Below are 17,360 nucleotides of genomic sequence, written 5' to 3'. Positions count from 1 at the left end.
GCGCGCCCTGGCCGCGCAAGGCGCTTTCCCGCCGCCCCGTTCCCGCGTAAAGGGGGCGCATGGACAAGGATACGAACAAGGGCGACCGCATCGCCAAGGTGCTGGCCCGCGCCGGGGTCGCCTCGCGCCGCGAGGCCGAGCGCATGATCGAGGCCGGGCGCGTGACCGTGAACGGGCGCCGGATCGACAGCCCCGCGCTGAACGTCACCCCCACCGACAAGATCACCGTGGACGGCCAGCCCCTGGCCGACCCCGACCCGCCGCGCATCTGGCTGTATCACAAGCCAACCGGGCTGGTGACGACCGCGCGCGACGAAAAGGGCCGCCCGACCGTGTTCGACAACCTGCCCGAGGACATGCCGCGCGTGATGTCCGTGGGGCGGCTGGACCTGAATTCAGAGGGGTTGTTGCTGCTGACCAATGACGGCGAGATCAAGCGCCGCCTGGAACTGCCCACAACCGGCTGGCTGCGCAAGTACCGCGCCCGGGTCAAGGGCGCGCCCAAGGACGAGGATTTCGCCCCCCTGCGCGCGGGCATCACCGTCGAGGGCGAGCGGTTTCAGCCGATGGAGGTGACCCTGGACCGCCAGCAGGGTGCCAATGCCTGGGTCACGGTCGGCATCCGCGAGGGCCGCAACCGCGAGATTCGCCGCGCGATGGAGGCGGTCGGCCTGACCGTGAACCGCCTGATCCGCGTCAGCTATGGCCCCTTCCGGCTGGGCGATCTGAAACCCGGCGCGGTCGAGGAATTGCGCCCCCGCGTGGTGCGCGACCAACTGGGGCTGGACAAGGATTTCCAGCAACCGGCAAAGCCCCGCCCGAAACGGCGCCCCAGACGCTGAGCACGAACCGACGGGCTTGCATTTCATCCCGCTGTCGCATCCCATGGATAAGTAATCTGTGAAAGGGGTGCCATGTCGGGATCGGGTCTGCAAAAGCTGGCATTCACCCTGTTGCTGGCATTGATCGTCTACGTCGCCTTCGTGGGGGGTGCGTGATGGCCCGGCGGTTCGGCGGAAAATACAGCCCGACGCCCCAGGCCCCGGCCGGTGATACGCCGCCCCCGCGCCATCCCTTCCACGGCAAGGCGCCCAGCCGCGCGGGCGGGCGGGCCAATGTCGCCTTCTTCGTGCCGCTGGTGCTGTTGCCGCGGGCCTTTACCTCGGACCCGACCGGGCTGGCGCTGGCGCTGTCGGCGTTTGGCGCGCTGATCCTGGCCGCCTGGCTGACGCGCGAGGGATTGCGCGCCGAGGATGCCTGGCACGCCCGCAAGATCGCCCGCCGCCCGGCGATCCCGCGCAAGATCTTTGGCTCTGTCCTGACCGGGCTGGGCCTGTTCCTGGCCGGGTTCTCCCCGGATGGCAGCCTGCTGCCGCCCCTGATCTATGCGGTGTTGGGGGCGGGCCTGCACAGCCTGTCCTTTGGCCTGGACCCGCTGACCGACAAGGGAATGGAGGGCGTGGACACCTTTCAGCAGGACCGCGTCGCCCGCGTCATCGACGAGGCCGAAAAACACCTGGCCGCAATGCAGCAGGCGATCCGCCGGGCCGGCGACCGGGCGCTGGAGGCACGCGTAGACCGCTTTCAGGGGACCGTGCGCGAGATGTTCCGCACGGTCGAAGAAGACCCCCGCGACCTGACCGCCGCGCGCAAGTACCTGGTCGTCTACCTGCTGGGCGCGCGCGACGCGACGATCAAGTTCGCCGATTTCTACGGCCGCACCCGCGATGGTGCAGCCCGACGTGATTACCAAACGCTTCTGGATGACCTGGAGGCCAATTTTTCGGCCAGAACACGCGCACTTCTGCTTGATGACCGCGCCGATCTGGATGTCGAGATTGAAGTGCTGCGCGAAAGGTTGCAGCGTGAAGGCGTGCGCCCCGACCCGGCCGCGCCCATTACGGGAGAGTAGAAAATGTCGGAAAACGTTCGTCAAAAGGCAGAAGCGGCCCTTGCCGATGTGGAACAGCTGACCGCCGTGATCCTGCCCGAACCGGCCGGAGAGATCGTCCCGCTGGCGGCCGCCGACCAGACCGTCGCCCTGGGCATCCGCACCCGGATGGACGAAATCGACATGGGCGATACCAATTCCATCATCTCTTTCGGCTCGGGTGCGCAGGCCGAATTGCAAGAGATCAGCCAGGCCATGCTGGCCGATGTCCGCAACAAGGATGTCGGCCCCGCCGGTGATTCCCTGCGCGAGATCGTGACCACGATCCGTGGGTTTTCGGTGTCCGAACTGGATGTGCGGCGCAAGCGCAGCTGGTGGGAACGCCTTTTGGGCCGTACCGCGCCCTTTGCCAATTTCCTGGCCCGGTTCGAAACCGTGCAGGGCCAGATCGACATGATTACCGACAACCTGCTGACCCACGAACACACGCTGCTGAAAGACATCAAGTCGCTGGACAAGCTCTATGAAAAGACGCTGACGTTCTACGACGAACTGGCCCTTTACATCGCCGCTGGCGAGGAAAAGCTGAAGGAACTGGACGCCCACACCATCCCCGCCAAGGAAAAGGAAATCGACGCCGCCCCCGAGGGCGACAAGGTTATCAAGGCGCAGGAATTGCGCGACCTGCGCGCCGCGCGCGACGATCTGGAACGCCGGGTGCATGACCTGAAACTGACCCGGCAGGTGACGATGCAATCGCTGCCCTCGATCCGGCTGGTTCAGGAAAACGACAAGTCGCTGGTAACCAAGATCAACTCGACCCTCGTCAACACGGTGCCACTGTGGGAAACTCAACTGGCCCAGGCCGTAACGATCCAGCGAAGCCGCGAAGCCGCCGAGGCCGTGCGCGGCGCCACCGACCTGACCAACGAGCTGCTGACCGCCAACGCGGAAAACCTGCGCGCCGCCAACAAGATCGTCCGCGAGGAAATGGAACGCGGCGTGTTCGACATCGAGGCCGTGAAAAAGGCCAATTCCGACCTGATCGCCACCATCGAGGAAAGCCTGCAAATCGCCGACGAGGGCAAGGCCCGCCGCGCCAAGGCCGAGGAAGACCTCAAGAAGATGGAGACCGACCTGCGCGACACCCTGGCCGCGGCCAAATCGCGGGCCACCGCCGCCGGCGCGGTCCCCGGGGCCTGATATGCAGGCGCGGCGCCGTTTCGGACGATCCGGGCTGGTGGGCCTGGCACTGGCCGCGCTGTCGGCCTGCCAGGTCGCGACGCCCCAGGCCCCCGTCGCACCGGCGCCGCGCCCTGAAACCGCCCCCGTCCCGCGCACCCCCGCCAGCCAGGCCATCGCGCGGCATTTCGCGCGGGTTCAGTCCGACCTGATCTCGCGCGGGTTGTTGCGCACCGATGGCGGCCAGACCGACGCGCCCTTTGGCCAGGATGCGCTGGTCGAAAACTTCATCCGCATCGCGCTGTTTGACGAATATGTCAGCGATGGCGGCCGGTTGATCGCCCGCCAAACCCAAAGCCGCCTGCGCCGCTGGGATCAACCGATCCGAATGGGGTTGGTCTTTGGCGGCACGGTCCCCGAGGCCCAGCAGGCCAAGGACCGGGCGCAGATTTCGGCTTATGCGGGGCGGCTGTCGCGGCTGACCGGCCACCCGATCCGGATGGGCACGCCGGGCAACGCCAATTTCCACGTCCTCGTCCTGAACGAGGATGACCGCCTGACCTTCGGCCCGGAACTGCAACGGCTGGTGCCCGGCATTACCCCCGCGGCGATCCGCACGATCACCGATATTCCACGGTCCACCTTCTGCATGGTCCTGGCCTTCTCTACCGGGCAAAGCAGCACCTACAGCCACGCCGTGGCGCTGATCCGGGGCGAACACCCCGACCGCATGCGCACCTCGTGCATCCACGAGGAACTGGCCCAGGGGCTGGGCCTGGCCAATGACAGCCCGGTCGCGCGGCCCTCGATCTTCAACGATGACGAGGAATTCGCGCTGCTGACCCGCCATGACGAGCTGTTGCTGAAGATCCTGTACGACCGCCGCCTGCGCCCCGGCATGACCCCGCGCGAGGCGCGGCCTGTCGTGGAAACCATCGTGGCGGAATTGCTGGGGGGCGAGAGTTGAGCGCCCCGCACGACGACAACCCACCGATCCGGGGAACCTGACCCATGGGCATTTTCGATTTCCTGTCCGGCGAATTCATCGATGTCATCCACTGGACCGACGACACCCGCGATACGATGGTCTGGCGGTTCGAACGCGAGGGCCATGAAATCAAGTACGGCGCCAAGCTGACCGTGCGCGAGGGGCAATCGGCCGTCTTTGTCCATGAGGGGCAGTTGGCCGATGTGTTCACCCCCGGCCTGTACATGCTGGAAACCAACAACATGCCGGTGATGACCACGTTGCAGCACTGGCATCACGGGTTCCAGTCGCCGTTCAAGTCGGAAATCTGTTTCGTCAACACCACCCGCTTCAACGACCTGAAATGGGGCACGCGCAACCCGGTGATGCTGCGCGATCCGGAATTCGGCCCCACCCGCATCCGCGCCTTTGGCACCTATTCGGTGCGGGTGACGGACCCGGCGCGGTTCCTGGTGGAAATCGTCGGCACCGACGGCGAATTCACCATGGACGAGATCAGCTTTCAGATCCGCAACATCATCGTGCAGGAATTTTCCCGCGTGATCGCGGGCAGCGGCATCCCGGTCCTGGACATGGCCGCCAACACCGCCGAGATGGGCAAGCTGATCGCCAGCGAGGTGTCGAAGACCCTGGCAGGCTACGGGCTGACCATGCCGGAATTCTACATTGAAAACATCAGCCTGCCCCCGGCTGTGGAAAAGGCGCTGGACAAGCGGACCTCGATGGGTCTGGCCGGTGATCTTAGCCAGTTCACCCAGTATTCCGCCGCCGAGGCGATGACCGCGGCCGCCACGAACCCCGCGGGCGGCGGCATGGCGGCGGGCCTGGGCGCAGGCATGGGAATGGCAATGGCCGGTCAGATGGGGCCATGGGGGGCTGCGCCGGCTCAGTCCGCCCCCGCGCAGGCCGCACCCCCGCCCCCGCCCCCGCCCGAACATGTCTGGCACATCGCCGAAAACGGGCAGACGCGCGGCCCCTTCAGCCGCGCCGACATGGGCCGGATGGCCGCCGAGGGCAGCCTGAAACGCGCCAGCTATGTCTGGACCCAGGGCCAGGACGGCTGGATGCGGGCCGAGGAGGTGCGCGAGCTGGCGCAACTCTTCACCGTCGCGCCGCCCCCACCCCCGCCCGACGCCTGAGACCGCCCGCTTGAATGTTGCCGGGGCCGCCGGTAGGGTGCACGCCTGCGCGGGCCCGGCCCGTGCGCGACCGACAGCCGGAGACCACCCTTGCCCAGGCGCAAACGCATCCCCTTCCGATTGCCGCGCTTCGGCGGTCCGGACCTGGCGGGCAAGCGCGTGCTGCTGATCGGCCCGGCCGAAAGCGCCAATGACGAACTGGACCGGATCGACCCGGACGCGTTCGATTTCGTGGGCCGGATGAACAAGTCCATCAACACGCCCCTGACGCGCAACGGCGCACCCTTTGCCTATCACAACCTCTATTTCCGCAACCAGCAGCGCAATTCGGCGAAATCCCATGCCGGGCGGCTGGACCGCGCCAGCGCCCAGGAATGCGGCACCCAGGTCGTGGTCTTCGTGCTGTATAGCTGGCGCGAGATCCTGCGCCTGTTCCGCAAGGTGCTGGGCCTGTGGCGGATGGGGCTGGACCTGGAGGTGCACGTGCTTGGCCCCCGCTTCATACGGCACGCGGCAGCCCCCATCGCACCGGCCAAACCGACGCTGGGTTTCGTCGCGCTGCGCTATCTGATCGACGCTCGGCCAGCGCAACTGCACGTCATCGGCTTCACCTTCTTCCGGACGAAATACGTGGACAAGTATAACGATCTGGTCGAGAACGATGCCGACGCGATCGCCTGGGCGACCCGCAACGGCAAACACAACCCCGAGGCAGAGCGCCTGGCCTTTCGCAACCTGTATCGACAGGCCCTTGCCGAAGGGCGGAACGTGACCCTTGGGGAGGATGTGCTGGGGGCACTGGAAGACCATGAATAAGGCAAACGACCGCTTTCTCGACGAAACCTTGCCTCCGAAGGTGTTGCTTGCCACGCAGCGAAAAGCGGGAACCTACCTTCTGGCCGCAATCTTGGCGGAATTGGGATTCCAGCAAACTTACTATCACATAAATCGTCGAAAAATGCAGGCATACGACCCGTATCTGATGGAACTCGGCCTGTCTGAACCGCGCAAATTCGATGTCCGTGTGCCGCTGCGCCACAGTCTAAAACTGATCCGGCACAGGGAATTCGCCGCTTCGCACCTGCGGCCCTCTCGAACGATCAGACGGATGACGCAGAACTTTCACATCGTCGGTTGTGTGCGCGACCTGCGCACCAGCCTGATGTCGTATGCCCGTTTCGTCGCCACCTCCGGGCGCAAGAGCGACGGCCTGGCAGAGGATATCCGCACCCGTGGTCCCGTCGCCTTTATCGAGAAATTGGGCCGGCGCGAGATCCGGCAGGCCAGGGCCTATCTGGCCTGGCAGGACCAGCCCAACGCCATCGTGCTGAAATTCGAGGATCTGATGGGCGATCCCGCATCCGCCATCGGCCAGTTGGCCGATTTCCTGGGCGTGCAGGTCACCGATCCCGCCGCGGTTATGGCCCGGGCCAAGGCCCGGCCGACCCTGACCAAGTCAGAGGGCTATATCGAACTGGACTGGGGCGAGGCCGAAGAGGCGCTGTTCCAGCGGCTGGGCGGCCCCGCGGCCAACCGCGCCCTGGGCTACGCCGACTAGGGCCGGAAACGCGCCCGTAGCATGGTTGAGGGCGTGCACCGGGCCGTGCCGGATGCTACATCCAACGCACAGCACCCACCAAGGCGGCCCCGATGGAAACGCCCCCGACGACCGAACACCGCTTTCCCTGCGACCAATGCGGCGCGGATTTCCGGTTTTCCCCGGACGAGGGCAGGTTGGTCTGCGACCATTGCGGCCACACCGCCGAGATCGAGGGCGATGGCCCCTGGTCCGCCCCCATCACGGAACTGGATTTCCGCGCCGCGCTGGACGCCGCCCTGCCCCAGGCCGAGATGGAGGAGGTCCGCCTGCTGAAATGCCCCAATTGCGGGGCAGAGGTGGAACTGGACGCCGACACCCACGCCGCTGAATGCCCGTTCTGTGCAACGCCCGTGGTCACCGATACCGGCCCTCAGCGGCGGATCAAACCGCGCGCGGTGATCCCTTTCGTGCTGGAGGAACGCGCCGCGCACAAGGCGATGAGCGATTGGCTGGGCCGGCTGTGGTTCGCCCCGAACGGTCTGAAACAATACGCGCGCAAGGGCCGCAAGATGCAGGGCATCTACGTGCCCTACTGGACCTTCGATGCGGACACCAAAAGCCGCTATACCGGCGCGCGCGGCACCGTCTATTACGTCACCGAACGCACGATGCGCGGCGGCAAACCCGTCACCCGCCGGGTGCAAAAGGTGCGCTGGACACCCGTGGCGGGCCGGGTTGCGCGGTTTTTTGACGATGTGCTGGTGCTGGCGTCGAAAAGCCTGCCCAAGCGCTATACCGACGCGCTGGAACCGTGGGATCTGTCCGCGCTGACCCCCTATCACCCCGAATACCTGGCCGGGTTCCGCGCCGAGGGCTATACCGTCACCCTGCCCGAGGGCTATGACGAGGCCCGCGCAAAGATGGATCGCGTGATCCGGCGCGACGTGGCCTTTGACATCGGCGGCGACCGGCAGCGCATCGCCACGTTGGAAACGCAGGTGTCCGACGTCACGTTCAAGCATGTGCTGCTGCCGGTCTGGCTGGCCGCCTACAAGTATCGCGGCCGCAGCTACCGGTTCGTGGTCAACGGCCAGACCGGGCGAGTGCAGGGCGAACGGCCCTGGTCGGCCTGGAAGATTGCGTTTGCCGTCATCCTGGGCCTGCTGGTCGCCGGTGGGGTCGGTTACCTGATCGCCATCTCCCAACAGGGCTGAGGGCGCGCGCCCACTTAGTAGCTGAAGTCGGCGTAGATCCGGCTCAGATCGCCGCCCCAGTCGCCGTTGTAATGTTCCAGCAACTCGTCCGCGGGGGCCTTGGCGGTTTCGATGCTGTCCTCCAGCGCGTGCAGGAAATGGCGTTCGTCCTGCACCATGCCGCCCAGCCCGGGCCGGGCGCGGGCGCGCAGGCCGGATCGGGCGATCAGCAGAACCTCGGCGGCCAGCGACAGCATGGACCGGCCATCCACGCTGGCCTGCAACCCGTCGCGCGAGGCCGCGACGCGCCATTCCTCGCGCGTTTCGGCATCCCAGTCCTTGACCAGATCCCAGGCCGCATCCAGCGCGCCCTGATCATAGGTCAGCCCGACCCACAGCGCGGGCAGCGCGCACAGCCGCCGCCACGGCCCGCCATCGGCGCCGCGCATTTCGATGAACTTCTTGATGCGCGCCTCGGGGAAGATCGTGGTCAGGTGGTCGGCCCAATCCGACAGGGTTGGCGTTTCGCCCGGCAGCGCGGGCAGTTTCCCGGCCATGAAATCGCGGAAGGATTGCCCAAGCGCGTCGATGTATTTCCCGTCGCGGTAGACGAAATACATCGGCACATCCAAGGCGTAGTCCACCCATCGTTCAAACCCGAACCCGTCCTCGAACACAAAGGGCAGCGTGCCCGTGCGCGCCGGGTCCAGATCGCGCCAGACGCGCGAGCGCCAGGATTTATGCCCGTTCGGCTTGCCCTCGAAAAACGGGGAATTGGCGAACAGCGCAGTCGCCACCGGCTGCAACGCCAGCGCCACACGCAGCTTTTTCACCATGTCGGCCTCGGACGCGAAGTCCAGGTTCACCTGCACCGTGCAGGTGCGGTACATCATGGTCTTGCCCATGGTGCCGACGCGATCCATGTAATCGGTCATCAGCCGATAGCGCCCTTTGGGCATCATCGGCATATCCTCATGCTTCCAGATCGGGGCGGCCCCCAGCCCGATAAAGCCGACGCCGATTTCATCGGCGACGCCCTTCACCTCGCGCAGGTGTTCGTTCACCTCGTCGCAGGTCTGGTGGATGGTTTCCAGCGGCGCGCCGGACAGTTCCAGCTGCCCGCCCGGTTCCAGGCTGATATTGGCGCCGTCCTTTTCCAGCCCGATGATATGGTCCCCCTCGTGGATCGGGGTCCAGCCGTGCCGGTCGCGCAGCCCCTCCAGCACGGCCAGGACGGACCGTTCCCCGTCATAGGGAATCGGCTGAAGGGTGTCCTTGTCATAGCCGAATTTCTCGTGCTCGGTGCCGATGCGCCAGTCGTCCTTGGGCTTGCAGCCCGCTTCCAGGTATTCGGCCAGTTGCGCGCGATCCTCGATCGGACCGCCGCCGGATTGGGGGATGGACATGGGGCGCCGGGCCTCCGCTGCTTGGGTCTGCTCGTTGGTGCAACAGGTGCGCCGGTGGCGGGGTCAAGTCAAGGCCAGCCGGGGCGCCCGTCGCCAGAGCGTGATCTCGCCCTCATGCGCCTTGCGGTCCAGCGCGGTCAGAAAGGCCCCGGTCCGCGCACCGGGCAGCGACACGAACACGTCATACAGATCATCCGCGCCATGGGCGTTGACCGGGATCGTCACCGACGCCATCCGCGCCTGGGACAGCCGCCAGTAGCGCCGCCCCGCCGCATCGAAGATCAGGGTGATTTCCTGCACCTCGCTCAGCGCGACGAACCCGCCCTGATCGGGGCCGTAATAGGCAATCTGCCCCTCGTCCACGCGCACCAGCCCCGGCCCGTCATCCAGCGTGCGGAACCGCATGCGCTGCAACCCGACAAAGGCGACCGCCCCGGCCCCGGCCACCACGCCGATGCCCAACGCCTTGAAGAACAGTCCACCGACGCCGAACAGCCACAGGCCGACAAGGGCCATGGCCAGCGCGCCGATCAACTCGCGCATCCGTTTGATCGCTTTCATCGCTTCGGGGCGGATCATGTTCATGTCCAGTCTCCAAGGGCTTGTTGCCAGACGGTCAGGGCCGCGACGGCGGCGGTATCGGCGCGCAGCACGCGGGGGCCCAGGCTGACGGGATGGGCAAAGGGCAAGGCCCGCAGGCGGTCACGCTCGGCCCCGGAAAAGCCGCCCTCGGGGCCGATCAGGATGGCCCAGGGGCCGCGCGGCGCATCGCCCAGGCTGCGGCCCGCGCCGACCAGCGCCTCGTCGCAGAACATCAGGCGCCGGCCTTCGGGCCAATCGGCCAGAACGGTGTCCAGCTTTTGCAGATTGCAGACCTCGGGCACATAGGTTCCGCCGCATTGCTCGGCGGCCTCTACCGCATGGGCCTGCAAGCGGTCCTGGCGGATACGCTCGGCATTGGTAAAGGCGGTCTGCACCGGACAGATGCGCGCGGCGCCCAGCTCGGCGGCCTTTTCCACGATAAAATCGGTGCGCGCCTTCTTGATCGGGGCGAACAGCAGCCACAGGTCGGGCGGCATCTGCAGGGGGCGTGTCTGCGACTCGCAAACCAGCGTTCCGCCGCGCTTGCCGGACTCTGCCACGCGGGCCAGCCATTCGCCGCTGGCCCCGTCGAATGCCAGCACTACATCGCCCACCCCCATCCGCATCACGGAAAAGAGATAATGCGCCTGATCGCGGGTCAGAGGAACCGATTGCCCCTGCCCCAAGGGCTGCTCTACATAGAGCCGGACTTTTGCCGAACCAATATCGCTCATGGGGGTCAAACTATGCCTGAGACCGGCGAAACGCCAGAGCCGCAAGGCCAGGTCTTCGACGCCTACAAAGGCAACTGGGTGGACAGCGACGCCCCGGAATGGACCCGCCCCTATCTGCGCCTGTCCCGCGCGGACCGGCCCATCGGCACCTGGCTGCTGCTGCTGCCCTGCTGGTGGTCGATCACCCTGGCCGCGGCCAGCACGGGGTTTCTGTGGCTGGACCTGTGGCTGTTCGTGGGCACCGCCATCGGCGCGGTGCTGATGCGCGGCGCGGGCTGCACCTGGAACGACATCACCGACCGCGATTTCGACGGCGAGGTGGCGCGCACCCGCTCGCGCCCGATCCCCTCGGGGCAGGTCACGGTGCGCGGCGCGATGGTGTGGCTGGTGGTGCAATGCCTGGTGGCGTTTGCCATCCTGCTGACCTTCAACTGGAACGCCATCGCCATGGGCATCGGTTCGCTGGCGCTGGTAGCGATCTACCCGTTTGCCAAGCGATTCACCTATTGGCCGCAGGTCTTCCTGGGGCTAGCGTTCAACTGGGGCGCGCTGCTGTTGTGGGTGGCGCATACGGGCACACTGGGCTGGCCTGCGGTGCTGCTGTACCTGTCGGGCATCGCCTGGACGATCTTTTACGACACGGTCTATGCCCACCAGGACAAGGAGGACGACGCCCTGATCGGCGTGAAATCCACCGCCCTGCTGTTTGGCGCCCAGACCGGCCGCATTCTGCACCGCTTCCTGCTGCTATCGGTGGCGCTGATGACGATGGCGGTGTTCCTGGCGCTGGTTGGCAACAGCTCGGGGGCCGGGCTGTTCGTGGCGCTGCTGGGCGTGGCGGGCTTTGCCGGGCACCTTTACTGGCAATTGTCGCGCCTCGACACCGAGGATGGCGCAACCTGCCTGTCGCTGTTCCGGTCCAACCGCGATGCGGGGCTGATCCCGGTGCTGTTTTTCGGACTGGCGGTGCTGGGCTGATTGCAGCGCGGCGCGCCACCCCCTAGAGAAGGGCACCCGATGAACGCCAAGGCCACGCGCGATGACACATAAGCCGCTTGTCAGAATTATCGCAGCCGGGACGGTACTGGCCGCGGCCTTGCTGTCGCTGGGCACCGCCGTTCTGGCCGTGCGCGCGATCGAGGCACGCACCGCCGGCGAGGTCCGCGCCGCCCTGGTTGCCGACGACATCACCTGGGCCACGGTCACCCCCGACGGCACGCAGATCCACCTGTCCGGCACCGCGCCCAACGAGGCTGATCGTTTTCGCGCGCTGTCGGCCGCCGGGCGGGTGATGGACGGCACCCTTGTTCTGGACGAGATCGAGGTCACGCCCTCGCTGCCGCTGGATGCACCGCAGTTCACCGTGGAACTCTTGCGCAACGAGAGCGGCATTTCCGTGATCGGCCTGATCCCGCGCGAAATCGGCCGCGCGCCGGTGGTCGCCGAACTGGAAAAGATCGCCAAGAACCTGCACGTCACCGAGATGCTGCAAACCGCCGATCATGAGGTGCCGCCCGACTGGCAGGCGGCCGTGGAATTCGGCATGGAGGCGCTGAAGCGGCTGGAACGGTCCAAGATTTCCATTACAGCCGAAAGCGTGGCGGTCACCGCCGTATCCGACAGCGCCCAGGAAAAAGCCAAGGTCGAGCGTGAACTGCGCCGCGTCGCACCCGAGGGGCTGACCGTCTTGCTGGACATCTCGGCGCCGCGGCCGGTCATCGTCCCCTTTACGCTGCGCTTCCGCATGGACGCGACCGGGGCCCGGTTCGATGCCTGCGCCGCGGAAAGCCGCACGGCGGCGGATCGGATCCTGGCCGCGGCCCGCGCGGCGGGCATGACCGCCCGCGCCGACTGCGAGGTGGGGCTGGGCGCCCCCGCCGCCGACTGGGCCGACGCGGTCGTGACCGGGATCGCCGCCGTGGTCGAACTGGGCGGCGGCACGCTGACCTTTTCCGATGCGGACGTGTCCCTGGTCGCCCTGCCGGACACCGACGCCCGCCTTTTTGACACGGTCGCGGGCGCGCTGGAGGCCAATCTGCCCGAAGTTTTCGCGCTGAAGGCCGTCCTGCCCCCGTCCGAGAGCGCACAATCCCAAGAGGACGGCGCCGGCCCGCGCGAATTCATCGCCACCCTGTCCCCCGAGGGGCTGGTTCAGTTGCGCGGGCGCATTCCCGACACGCTGTCGCGCACCGCGGCGGCCAGCTATGCCCGCGACCGCTTTGGCCGGGAACAGGTCAAGGACGGCCTGCGCCTAGACCCCGACCTGCCCACAGGCTGGCCGCTGCGCGTGCTGGCCGGGCTGGAGGCGTTGGCCCAGTTGCGCAACGGCGCGCTGGTTGTCACGCCGCGCGGATTGAACCTGCGCGGCCTGAGCGAGGTTGAGGATACCCAGGCCCGCGTGACCCGCATCCTGACCGACCGCCTGGGCGAGGATGCCGCGCTGGATATCGACATTGCCTACCGCGCCCCGCCCGAACCCGCCGAAACCGGGCCCACGCCCGAACAATGCGTGGCCCAGATCGAGGCGATTGTGGCCGAACAAAAGATCATCTTTGCCCCCGGCTCCACACGGATCGAGGGGGCCGCCGTGCGGGTGATCGACCGGATCGCCGACGTGCTGCGCGCCTGCCCCGACGCCCGGATCGAGATCGGCGGTCATACCGACAGCCAGGGCCGCGAGGAAATGAACCTGACGCTCAGCCAGCAGCGCGCCGACGCGGTGCTGACGGCGCTGATCGCGCGGCGTGTGCTTACCTCCAACCTGACGGCCAAGGGCTATGGCGAAACCCAGCCCATCGCCGACAACGATACCGAAGAGGGCCGCGAGGCCAACCGCCGGATCGCTTTCCGCCTGCTGCCGCCGCCGGATGCCGCTGCGCCCGGGCAAGAGGACGACGCAGAAGACACCACCAGGGCAGACCCGGACGCCACGGCGCAGGGCGAACCGGCCGCCGGGGACGATAACGCCGCCGACACCCCGCCCGAGGATGGGCCGTCGCAAGGCGAAACCCCCAAAGCCTCGCCCACGGATGAAAGCCCCGAGGCCCCCGCGCCCGACACAGAAACGGAGACGACCGATGGACAGGACTGAATTCGTGATCGTGACCACGCTGATCCTGTTCGGGGCATTCCTGATGGGGTGGCTGGCCTCGTGGCTGTTCCACCGCGTGGCCCGCGTGACAGAGAACGAGATGGGCGAACTGGACCAGATGGCCCACGCCCTGCACGAGGCCGAAGAGACCCGCGACCAGGCGCTGGCCTACGTGCATGAGCGCGAGCATGAACTGACCAGCCAGCTCAGCCAGACCGAGGCCGAACTGCGCGCGGCGATGGACGGTTTGCGCGATGCCCGCCACGAGGCCGAGGAACTGCGCGCCTATATCGAACGGATTCACGCGCAATAACGCCCGGCGACAGGCCTGTCAGGGCGTGGATGCGGGGGGTGCGCCCGGGCTCAGACGCGGATGCCCACCATCTCGGCAAAGGCGTTGCGCAGGGCGGACGACCAGCTGTCCGACAGGTGCAGGAAATTCGGGTCGTTCTCTTCGATCCGGCGCTGGTGCACCACGCCGATTTCATCGGCCTTGATGACCGCCAGATCCAGCGGCATCCCCACCGACAGGTTCGAACGCAGGGTCGAATCCATCGACAGCAGGGCCGCGGTGATCCCGGTTTCCAGCGGCGTTTCGGTCGTAATGACCCGGTCCAGGATCGGCTTGCCGTATTTGTGTTCGCCGATCTGGAAATAGGGCGTGTCCTCGGTCGCCTCTATGAAATTACCCGCCGAGTAGATGTGGAACAGGCGCGGCACCCCACCGGCGCGCTGCCCGGCCAGGATGATGGAACTGACCGCGCTTTCGCCCATTGCAGACAGGCCCGGGCCGTACCTGTTCTGCACCACCCGCATCGCGTCGCCCACGATCTCGGCCACGCGGAACATGGAGGGCGCGGTAAACAGGGTCTCAATCCCCGATTCGGGGGTGTCGATATTTTCCTGCAGCAGGCTCATCACGGCCTGGGTGATCGCCAGGTTCCCGGCTGTCATCATCACGATAGAGCGGTCGCCGGGCAGTTCCCAGGTGAACATCTTTCGATATTTCGAGACGTTATCGACACCGGCATTGGTGCGCGTGTCCGACAGGCACACCAACCCTTCCCCGAGTTTCAGCGCAAGGCAGTAGGTCATCGTCACATCCGTCTCCACGGCAAGCGCTCCATCTATGTCCAGAGCATGCCGCGCTTCAAGTGAAACAATCGTATGGCCTGCGTGACCTTTTGCCTATTGTGCGGCCTCGGACAGGCGGACCTCTTGTCCGTCGAAACCGTAGGCAACACCGATCTGATCCGCCAGATCATTGATTTCGTAAATGAAATCCGTCAGCCATTCGTGCAGGCCATCGGCAATCACCTGCTCGACCGCGTCTGCCCGCAATTTGGTGCACAGCGCCTTGGCCCGGGCATGGGCGGCCCGCTGTGCGTTGGTGTGGGCCCCGATCGACTCCAGCGCGTTGCAGACCCCGCGCGCCCCGGCCGCCAGCGACCGTGGACTGCGGGCATTGCGCACCAACAGGTCCACCACGCCCTCGGGGTCGATGGTGCGGCGGTAAAGGTGGCGATAGGCCGTGGCAGAGTTCGCCGCGCGCAGCACCTGCAACCATTGCAGATAGTCCAGCCCGCCGCCGACATCGCTGCTGCTGGGCAACAGCACATGGTATTTCACATCCAGGATCCGGGCGGTCGCATCGGCCCGTTCGATCCACTTGCCCATCTCGATAAAGGCATGCCCCTCGTCGCGCAGCAGGGTTGCGTCGATATGGCCACGGATCAGCGCGCCGCGGGATTTCACCCAATCGATGAACTCGGACAGGTCGCGCCCGCCCAGCGTGTCGTCGGGGCCGCGGCGGCGCATCTCGGCCCAGGTCTGGTTCACCGCGTCCCACACCTCAGAGGTCAGCGCCGTGCGCATCGCGCGGGCATTCTCGCGCGCGGAGCGGGCGCATTGGCGGAGCGAGGAGGGGTTGTCCGCGTCAAAGACAAGATGCTGGGGCACGTTGTCCCGGCTGGCCTGGTCCAACGGCGCGGGAAAGGTGGTCTTGCACCCAGAGGCAATGACGATAGACCGCCATTCCGTCGCCTTGGCCCCCGGCGGCTGCGGCAGGTTTTCCATGCGGCGGCCCGCATCCAGCAGGCGCGCGACGTTTTCCATGCGCTCGACATAGCGCGACATCCAGAACAGCCCGTTGGCGGTGCGACTCAGCATCAGTTCACCTCCGCGTTCAGAACCCAGGTGTCCTTGACCCCGCCACCCTGGCTGGAATTCACCACCAGCGACCCCTCGCGCATCGCCACCCGCGTCAGCCCCGAGGGGATCAGCCGCGTCGTCTTGCCCGAAATCACAAAGGGGCGCAGGTCCACATGCCGGGGCGCCAGCCCGTGTTCGGTCAGCACCGGCGCGGTGGACAGCGCCAGCGTGGGCTGTGCAATAAAGCCGTCCGGGTCAGCCTCGATCCGCTTGGCGTAGGTCTGAATTTCTTCTTTCGTCGCCGCAGGCCCGATCAGCATGCCGTACCCGCCAGAACCGTGGACCTCTTTGACCACCAGTTCGGGCAGATGGGCCATGACGTATTTGTAATCCTCGTCCTCGGCACAGCGCCATGTGGGCACGTTGGGCAGGATCGGTTCCTCACCCAGGTAGAACCGGATCATGTCCGGCACGTAGGTATAGATCGCCTTGTCATCGGCCACGCCCGCGCCGGGCGCGTTCACGATGGTCACGCCGCCGGCCTTCATCGCGTCGATGATGCCGGGCACGCCCAGCATGCTGTCGGGGCGGAACGCCTTGGGGTCCAGGAACGCGTCGTCGATCCGGCGATACAGCACATCGACCCGTTCCGGCCCCTGCGTGGTACGCATGTAGACCCGGTTGTCCTTGACGAACAGATCACCCCCCTCGACCAGTTCGATGCCCATCTGGTCAGCCAGGAAGGAATGCTCGAAATAGGCTGAGTTGAAATGCCCCGGCGTCAGCAGCGCCAGCGTCGGTTCCCCCTCGCACATGGGCGGCGCTGCGGCCTGCATCGCCTCTGCCAGCATGTCGCCATAGCCATCGACCGGGCGGATCATGTTGCTTTGGAACAGTTCGGGGAACATCCGCGACATCACCTCGCGGTTCTGCAACACGTAGGACACCCCCGAGGGCGTGCGGCAATTGTCCTCCAGAACGTAAAGCTCGTCCTCGGACACCCGCACCAGATCCACACCCACGACGTGCGAATAGATACCCAGCGGCGGGGTATAGCCCTGCACAACCGGTTCATACGCCTCGTTGTTCAGGATCATCGCCTCGGGCACCTTGCCCGCCCTGATGATTTCCCGGTCGGAATAGATGTCACGCAGGAACGCGTTCAGCGCATCGGCCCGCTGGATGGACCCGCGTTCGATCTTGTCCCACTCGGCGGGGCCAAAGACGCGGGGAATCATGTCGAAGGGGATCAGCCGGTCCGGGTCGCCCCCTTCGCCGTAAACGGCGAAGGTGATGCCGATCCGCCGGAAAAGGGATTCAGCCTCGTCCCGCTTGGTCAGCAGCGCCTCTATCCCCTCGCGCGCAACCCAATCCTCGATGATCTTGTATTCCTTGCGCGATTTCGCGCCATCGTACATTTCGTCGAACATTATTTCACCTCTGGGCGGGATCAGACTGCCGCC

At 66.3% G+C, this 17,360-nt stretch carries 17 protein-coding genes; 11 read left to right on the top strand and 6 right to left on the bottom strand.

All coding sequences use genetic code 11. The features are described 5' to 3' along the window. Window positions 1-59: 59 nt before the first annotated feature. The 8 genes from EV656_RS12990 (at window position 60) to EV656_RS12955 (ending at window position 7,954) form a co-directional block, all read left to right on the top strand. Window positions 60-842 carry a pseudouridine synthase gene (locus EV656_RS12990; protein ID WP_132604802.1) on the top strand — a complete coding sequence of 261 codons (783 nt, stop codon included), beginning with the start codon at window positions 60-62 and terminating at the stop codon, window positions 840-842. A 155-nt stretch (window positions 843-997) separates the two neighbouring features. Further along, a complete protein-coding gene (locus EV656_RS12985; protein ID WP_132604800.1) occupies window positions 998-1,912 on the top strand; it encodes a 5-bromo-4-chloroindolyl phosphate hydrolysis family protein in 915 nt (304 codons plus the stop codon). A 3-nt stretch (window positions 1,913-1,915) separates the two neighbouring features. Further along, on the top strand, window positions 1,916-3,094 hold the full coding sequence (locus EV656_RS12980) for a toxic anion resistance protein (protein WP_132604798.1): 1,179 nt from the start codon (window positions 1,916-1,918) through the stop codon (window positions 3,092-3,094). Window position 3,095: 1 nt separating this feature from the next. Then, on the top strand, window positions 3,096-4,040 hold the full coding sequence (locus EV656_RS12975) for a DUF2927 domain-containing protein (RefSeq protein WP_132604796.1): 945 nt from the start codon (window positions 3,096-3,098) through the stop codon (window positions 4,038-4,040). Window positions 4,041-4,084: 44 nt separating this feature from the next. Next, window positions 4,085-5,200 carry an SPFH domain-containing protein gene (locus EV656_RS12970; protein ID WP_132604794.1) on the top strand — a complete coding sequence of 372 codons (1,116 nt, stop codon included), beginning with the start codon at window positions 4,085-4,087 and terminating at the stop codon, window positions 5,198-5,200. A 120-nt stretch (window positions 5,201-5,320) separates the two neighbouring features. Further along, complete coding sequence (locus EV656_RS12965; RefSeq protein ID WP_207899547.1) at window positions 5,321-6,016, top strand: hypothetical protein; 696 nt, start codon at window positions 5,321-5,323, stop codon at window positions 6,014-6,016. Continuing rightward, complete coding sequence (locus EV656_RS12960; protein WP_132604790.1) at window positions 5,985-6,758, top strand: sulfotransferase domain-containing protein; 774 nt, start codon at window positions 5,985-5,987, stop codon at window positions 6,756-6,758. The genes EV656_RS12965 and EV656_RS12960 overlap by 32 nt, the downstream gene beginning before the upstream one ends. Before the next feature lie 92 nt (window positions 6,759-6,850). After that, entirely contained in the window at window positions 6,851-7,954 is a 1,104-nt protein-coding gene (locus EV656_RS12955; RefSeq protein ID WP_132604788.1) for a TFIIB-type zinc finger domain-containing protein, read from the top strand. Window positions 7,955-7,968: 14 nt separating this feature from the next. Here the strand turns inward: EV656_RS12955 and EV656_RS12950 are convergent, their stop codons facing one another. From EV656_RS12950 to EV656_RS12940, 3 genes are all read right to left on the bottom strand, one after another. Beyond that, complete coding sequence (locus EV656_RS12950) at window positions 7,969-9,339, bottom strand: glutamate--cysteine ligase (RefSeq protein ID WP_132604786.1); 1,371 nt, start codon at window positions 9,337-9,339, stop codon at window positions 7,969-7,971. A 63-nt stretch (window positions 9,340-9,402) separates the two neighbouring features. After that, entirely contained in the window at window positions 9,403-9,924 is a 522-nt protein-coding gene (locus EV656_RS12945; RefSeq protein WP_132604784.1) for a hypothetical protein, read from the bottom strand. Next, window positions 9,921-10,655, bottom strand: coding sequence for a 16S rRNA (uracil(1498)-N(3))-methyltransferase (locus tag EV656_RS12940; RefSeq protein WP_200276724.1), 735 nt, complete (start codon window positions 10,653-10,655; stop codon window positions 9,921-9,923). Before EV656_RS12940 ends, EV656_RS12945 begins: the two co-directional genes overlap by 4 nt. Window positions 10,656-10,667: 12 nt before the next feature. Here EV656_RS12940 and ubiA point away from each other — a divergent pair, with 12 nt between their 5' ends. The 3 genes from ubiA to EV656_RS12925 all read left to right on the top strand — a co-directional run bounded on the left by ubiA (window position 10,668) and on the right by EV656_RS12925 (window position 14,059). After that, window positions 10,668-11,633, top strand: coding sequence for a 4-hydroxybenzoate octaprenyltransferase (gene ubiA / locus EV656_RS12935; protein ID WP_242469099.1), 966 nt, complete (start codon window positions 10,668-10,670; stop codon window positions 11,631-11,633). A 61-nt stretch (window positions 11,634-11,694) separates the two neighbouring features. Further along, window positions 11,695-13,746, top strand: a complete 2,052-nt coding sequence (locus tag EV656_RS12930; protein WP_132604780.1) for an OmpA family protein — start codon at window positions 11,695-11,697, stop codon at window positions 13,744-13,746. After that, window positions 13,733-14,059: a hypothetical protein gene (locus tag EV656_RS12925; protein WP_132604778.1), complete on the top strand. Its 327-nt coding sequence runs from the start codon at window positions 13,733-13,735 to the stop codon at window positions 14,057-14,059. The genes EV656_RS12930 and EV656_RS12925 overlap by 14 nt, the downstream gene beginning before the upstream one ends. A 50-nt stretch (window positions 14,060-14,109) precedes the next feature. Here the strand turns inward: EV656_RS12925 and EV656_RS12920 are convergent, their stop codons facing one another. From EV656_RS12920 to EV656_RS12910, 3 genes are all read right to left on the bottom strand, one after another. After that, window positions 14,110-14,841: a proteasome-type protease gene (locus tag EV656_RS12920; protein WP_132604776.1), complete on the bottom strand. Its 732-nt coding sequence runs from the start codon at window positions 14,839-14,841 to the stop codon at window positions 14,110-14,112. A 93-nt stretch (window positions 14,842-14,934) separates the two neighbouring features. Continuing rightward, the gene (locus EV656_RS12915; protein ID WP_132604774.1) at window positions 14,935-15,915 is read right to left on the bottom strand and encodes an alpha-E domain-containing protein; all 981 of its coding nucleotides are present in this window, start codon (window positions 15,913-15,915) and stop codon (window positions 14,935-14,937) included. Further along, a complete protein-coding gene (locus EV656_RS12910; protein ID WP_132604772.1) occupies window positions 15,915-17,327 on the bottom strand; it encodes a circularly permuted type 2 ATP-grasp protein in 1,413 nt (470 codons plus the stop codon). The genes EV656_RS12915 and EV656_RS12910 overlap by 1 nt, the downstream gene beginning before the upstream one ends. Window positions 17,328-17,360: the final 33 nt, after the last annotated feature.

This window comes from Rhodovulum adriaticum, from assembly GCF_004345735.1.
GTDB classification, from domain to species: domain Bacteria; phylum Pseudomonadota; class Alphaproteobacteria; order Rhodobacterales; family Rhodobacteraceae; genus Rhodovulum; species Rhodovulum adriaticum.
Note: the sequence above shows the minus strand (reverse complement) of the source record. Positions and strands in the feature narration are given on the sequence as shown.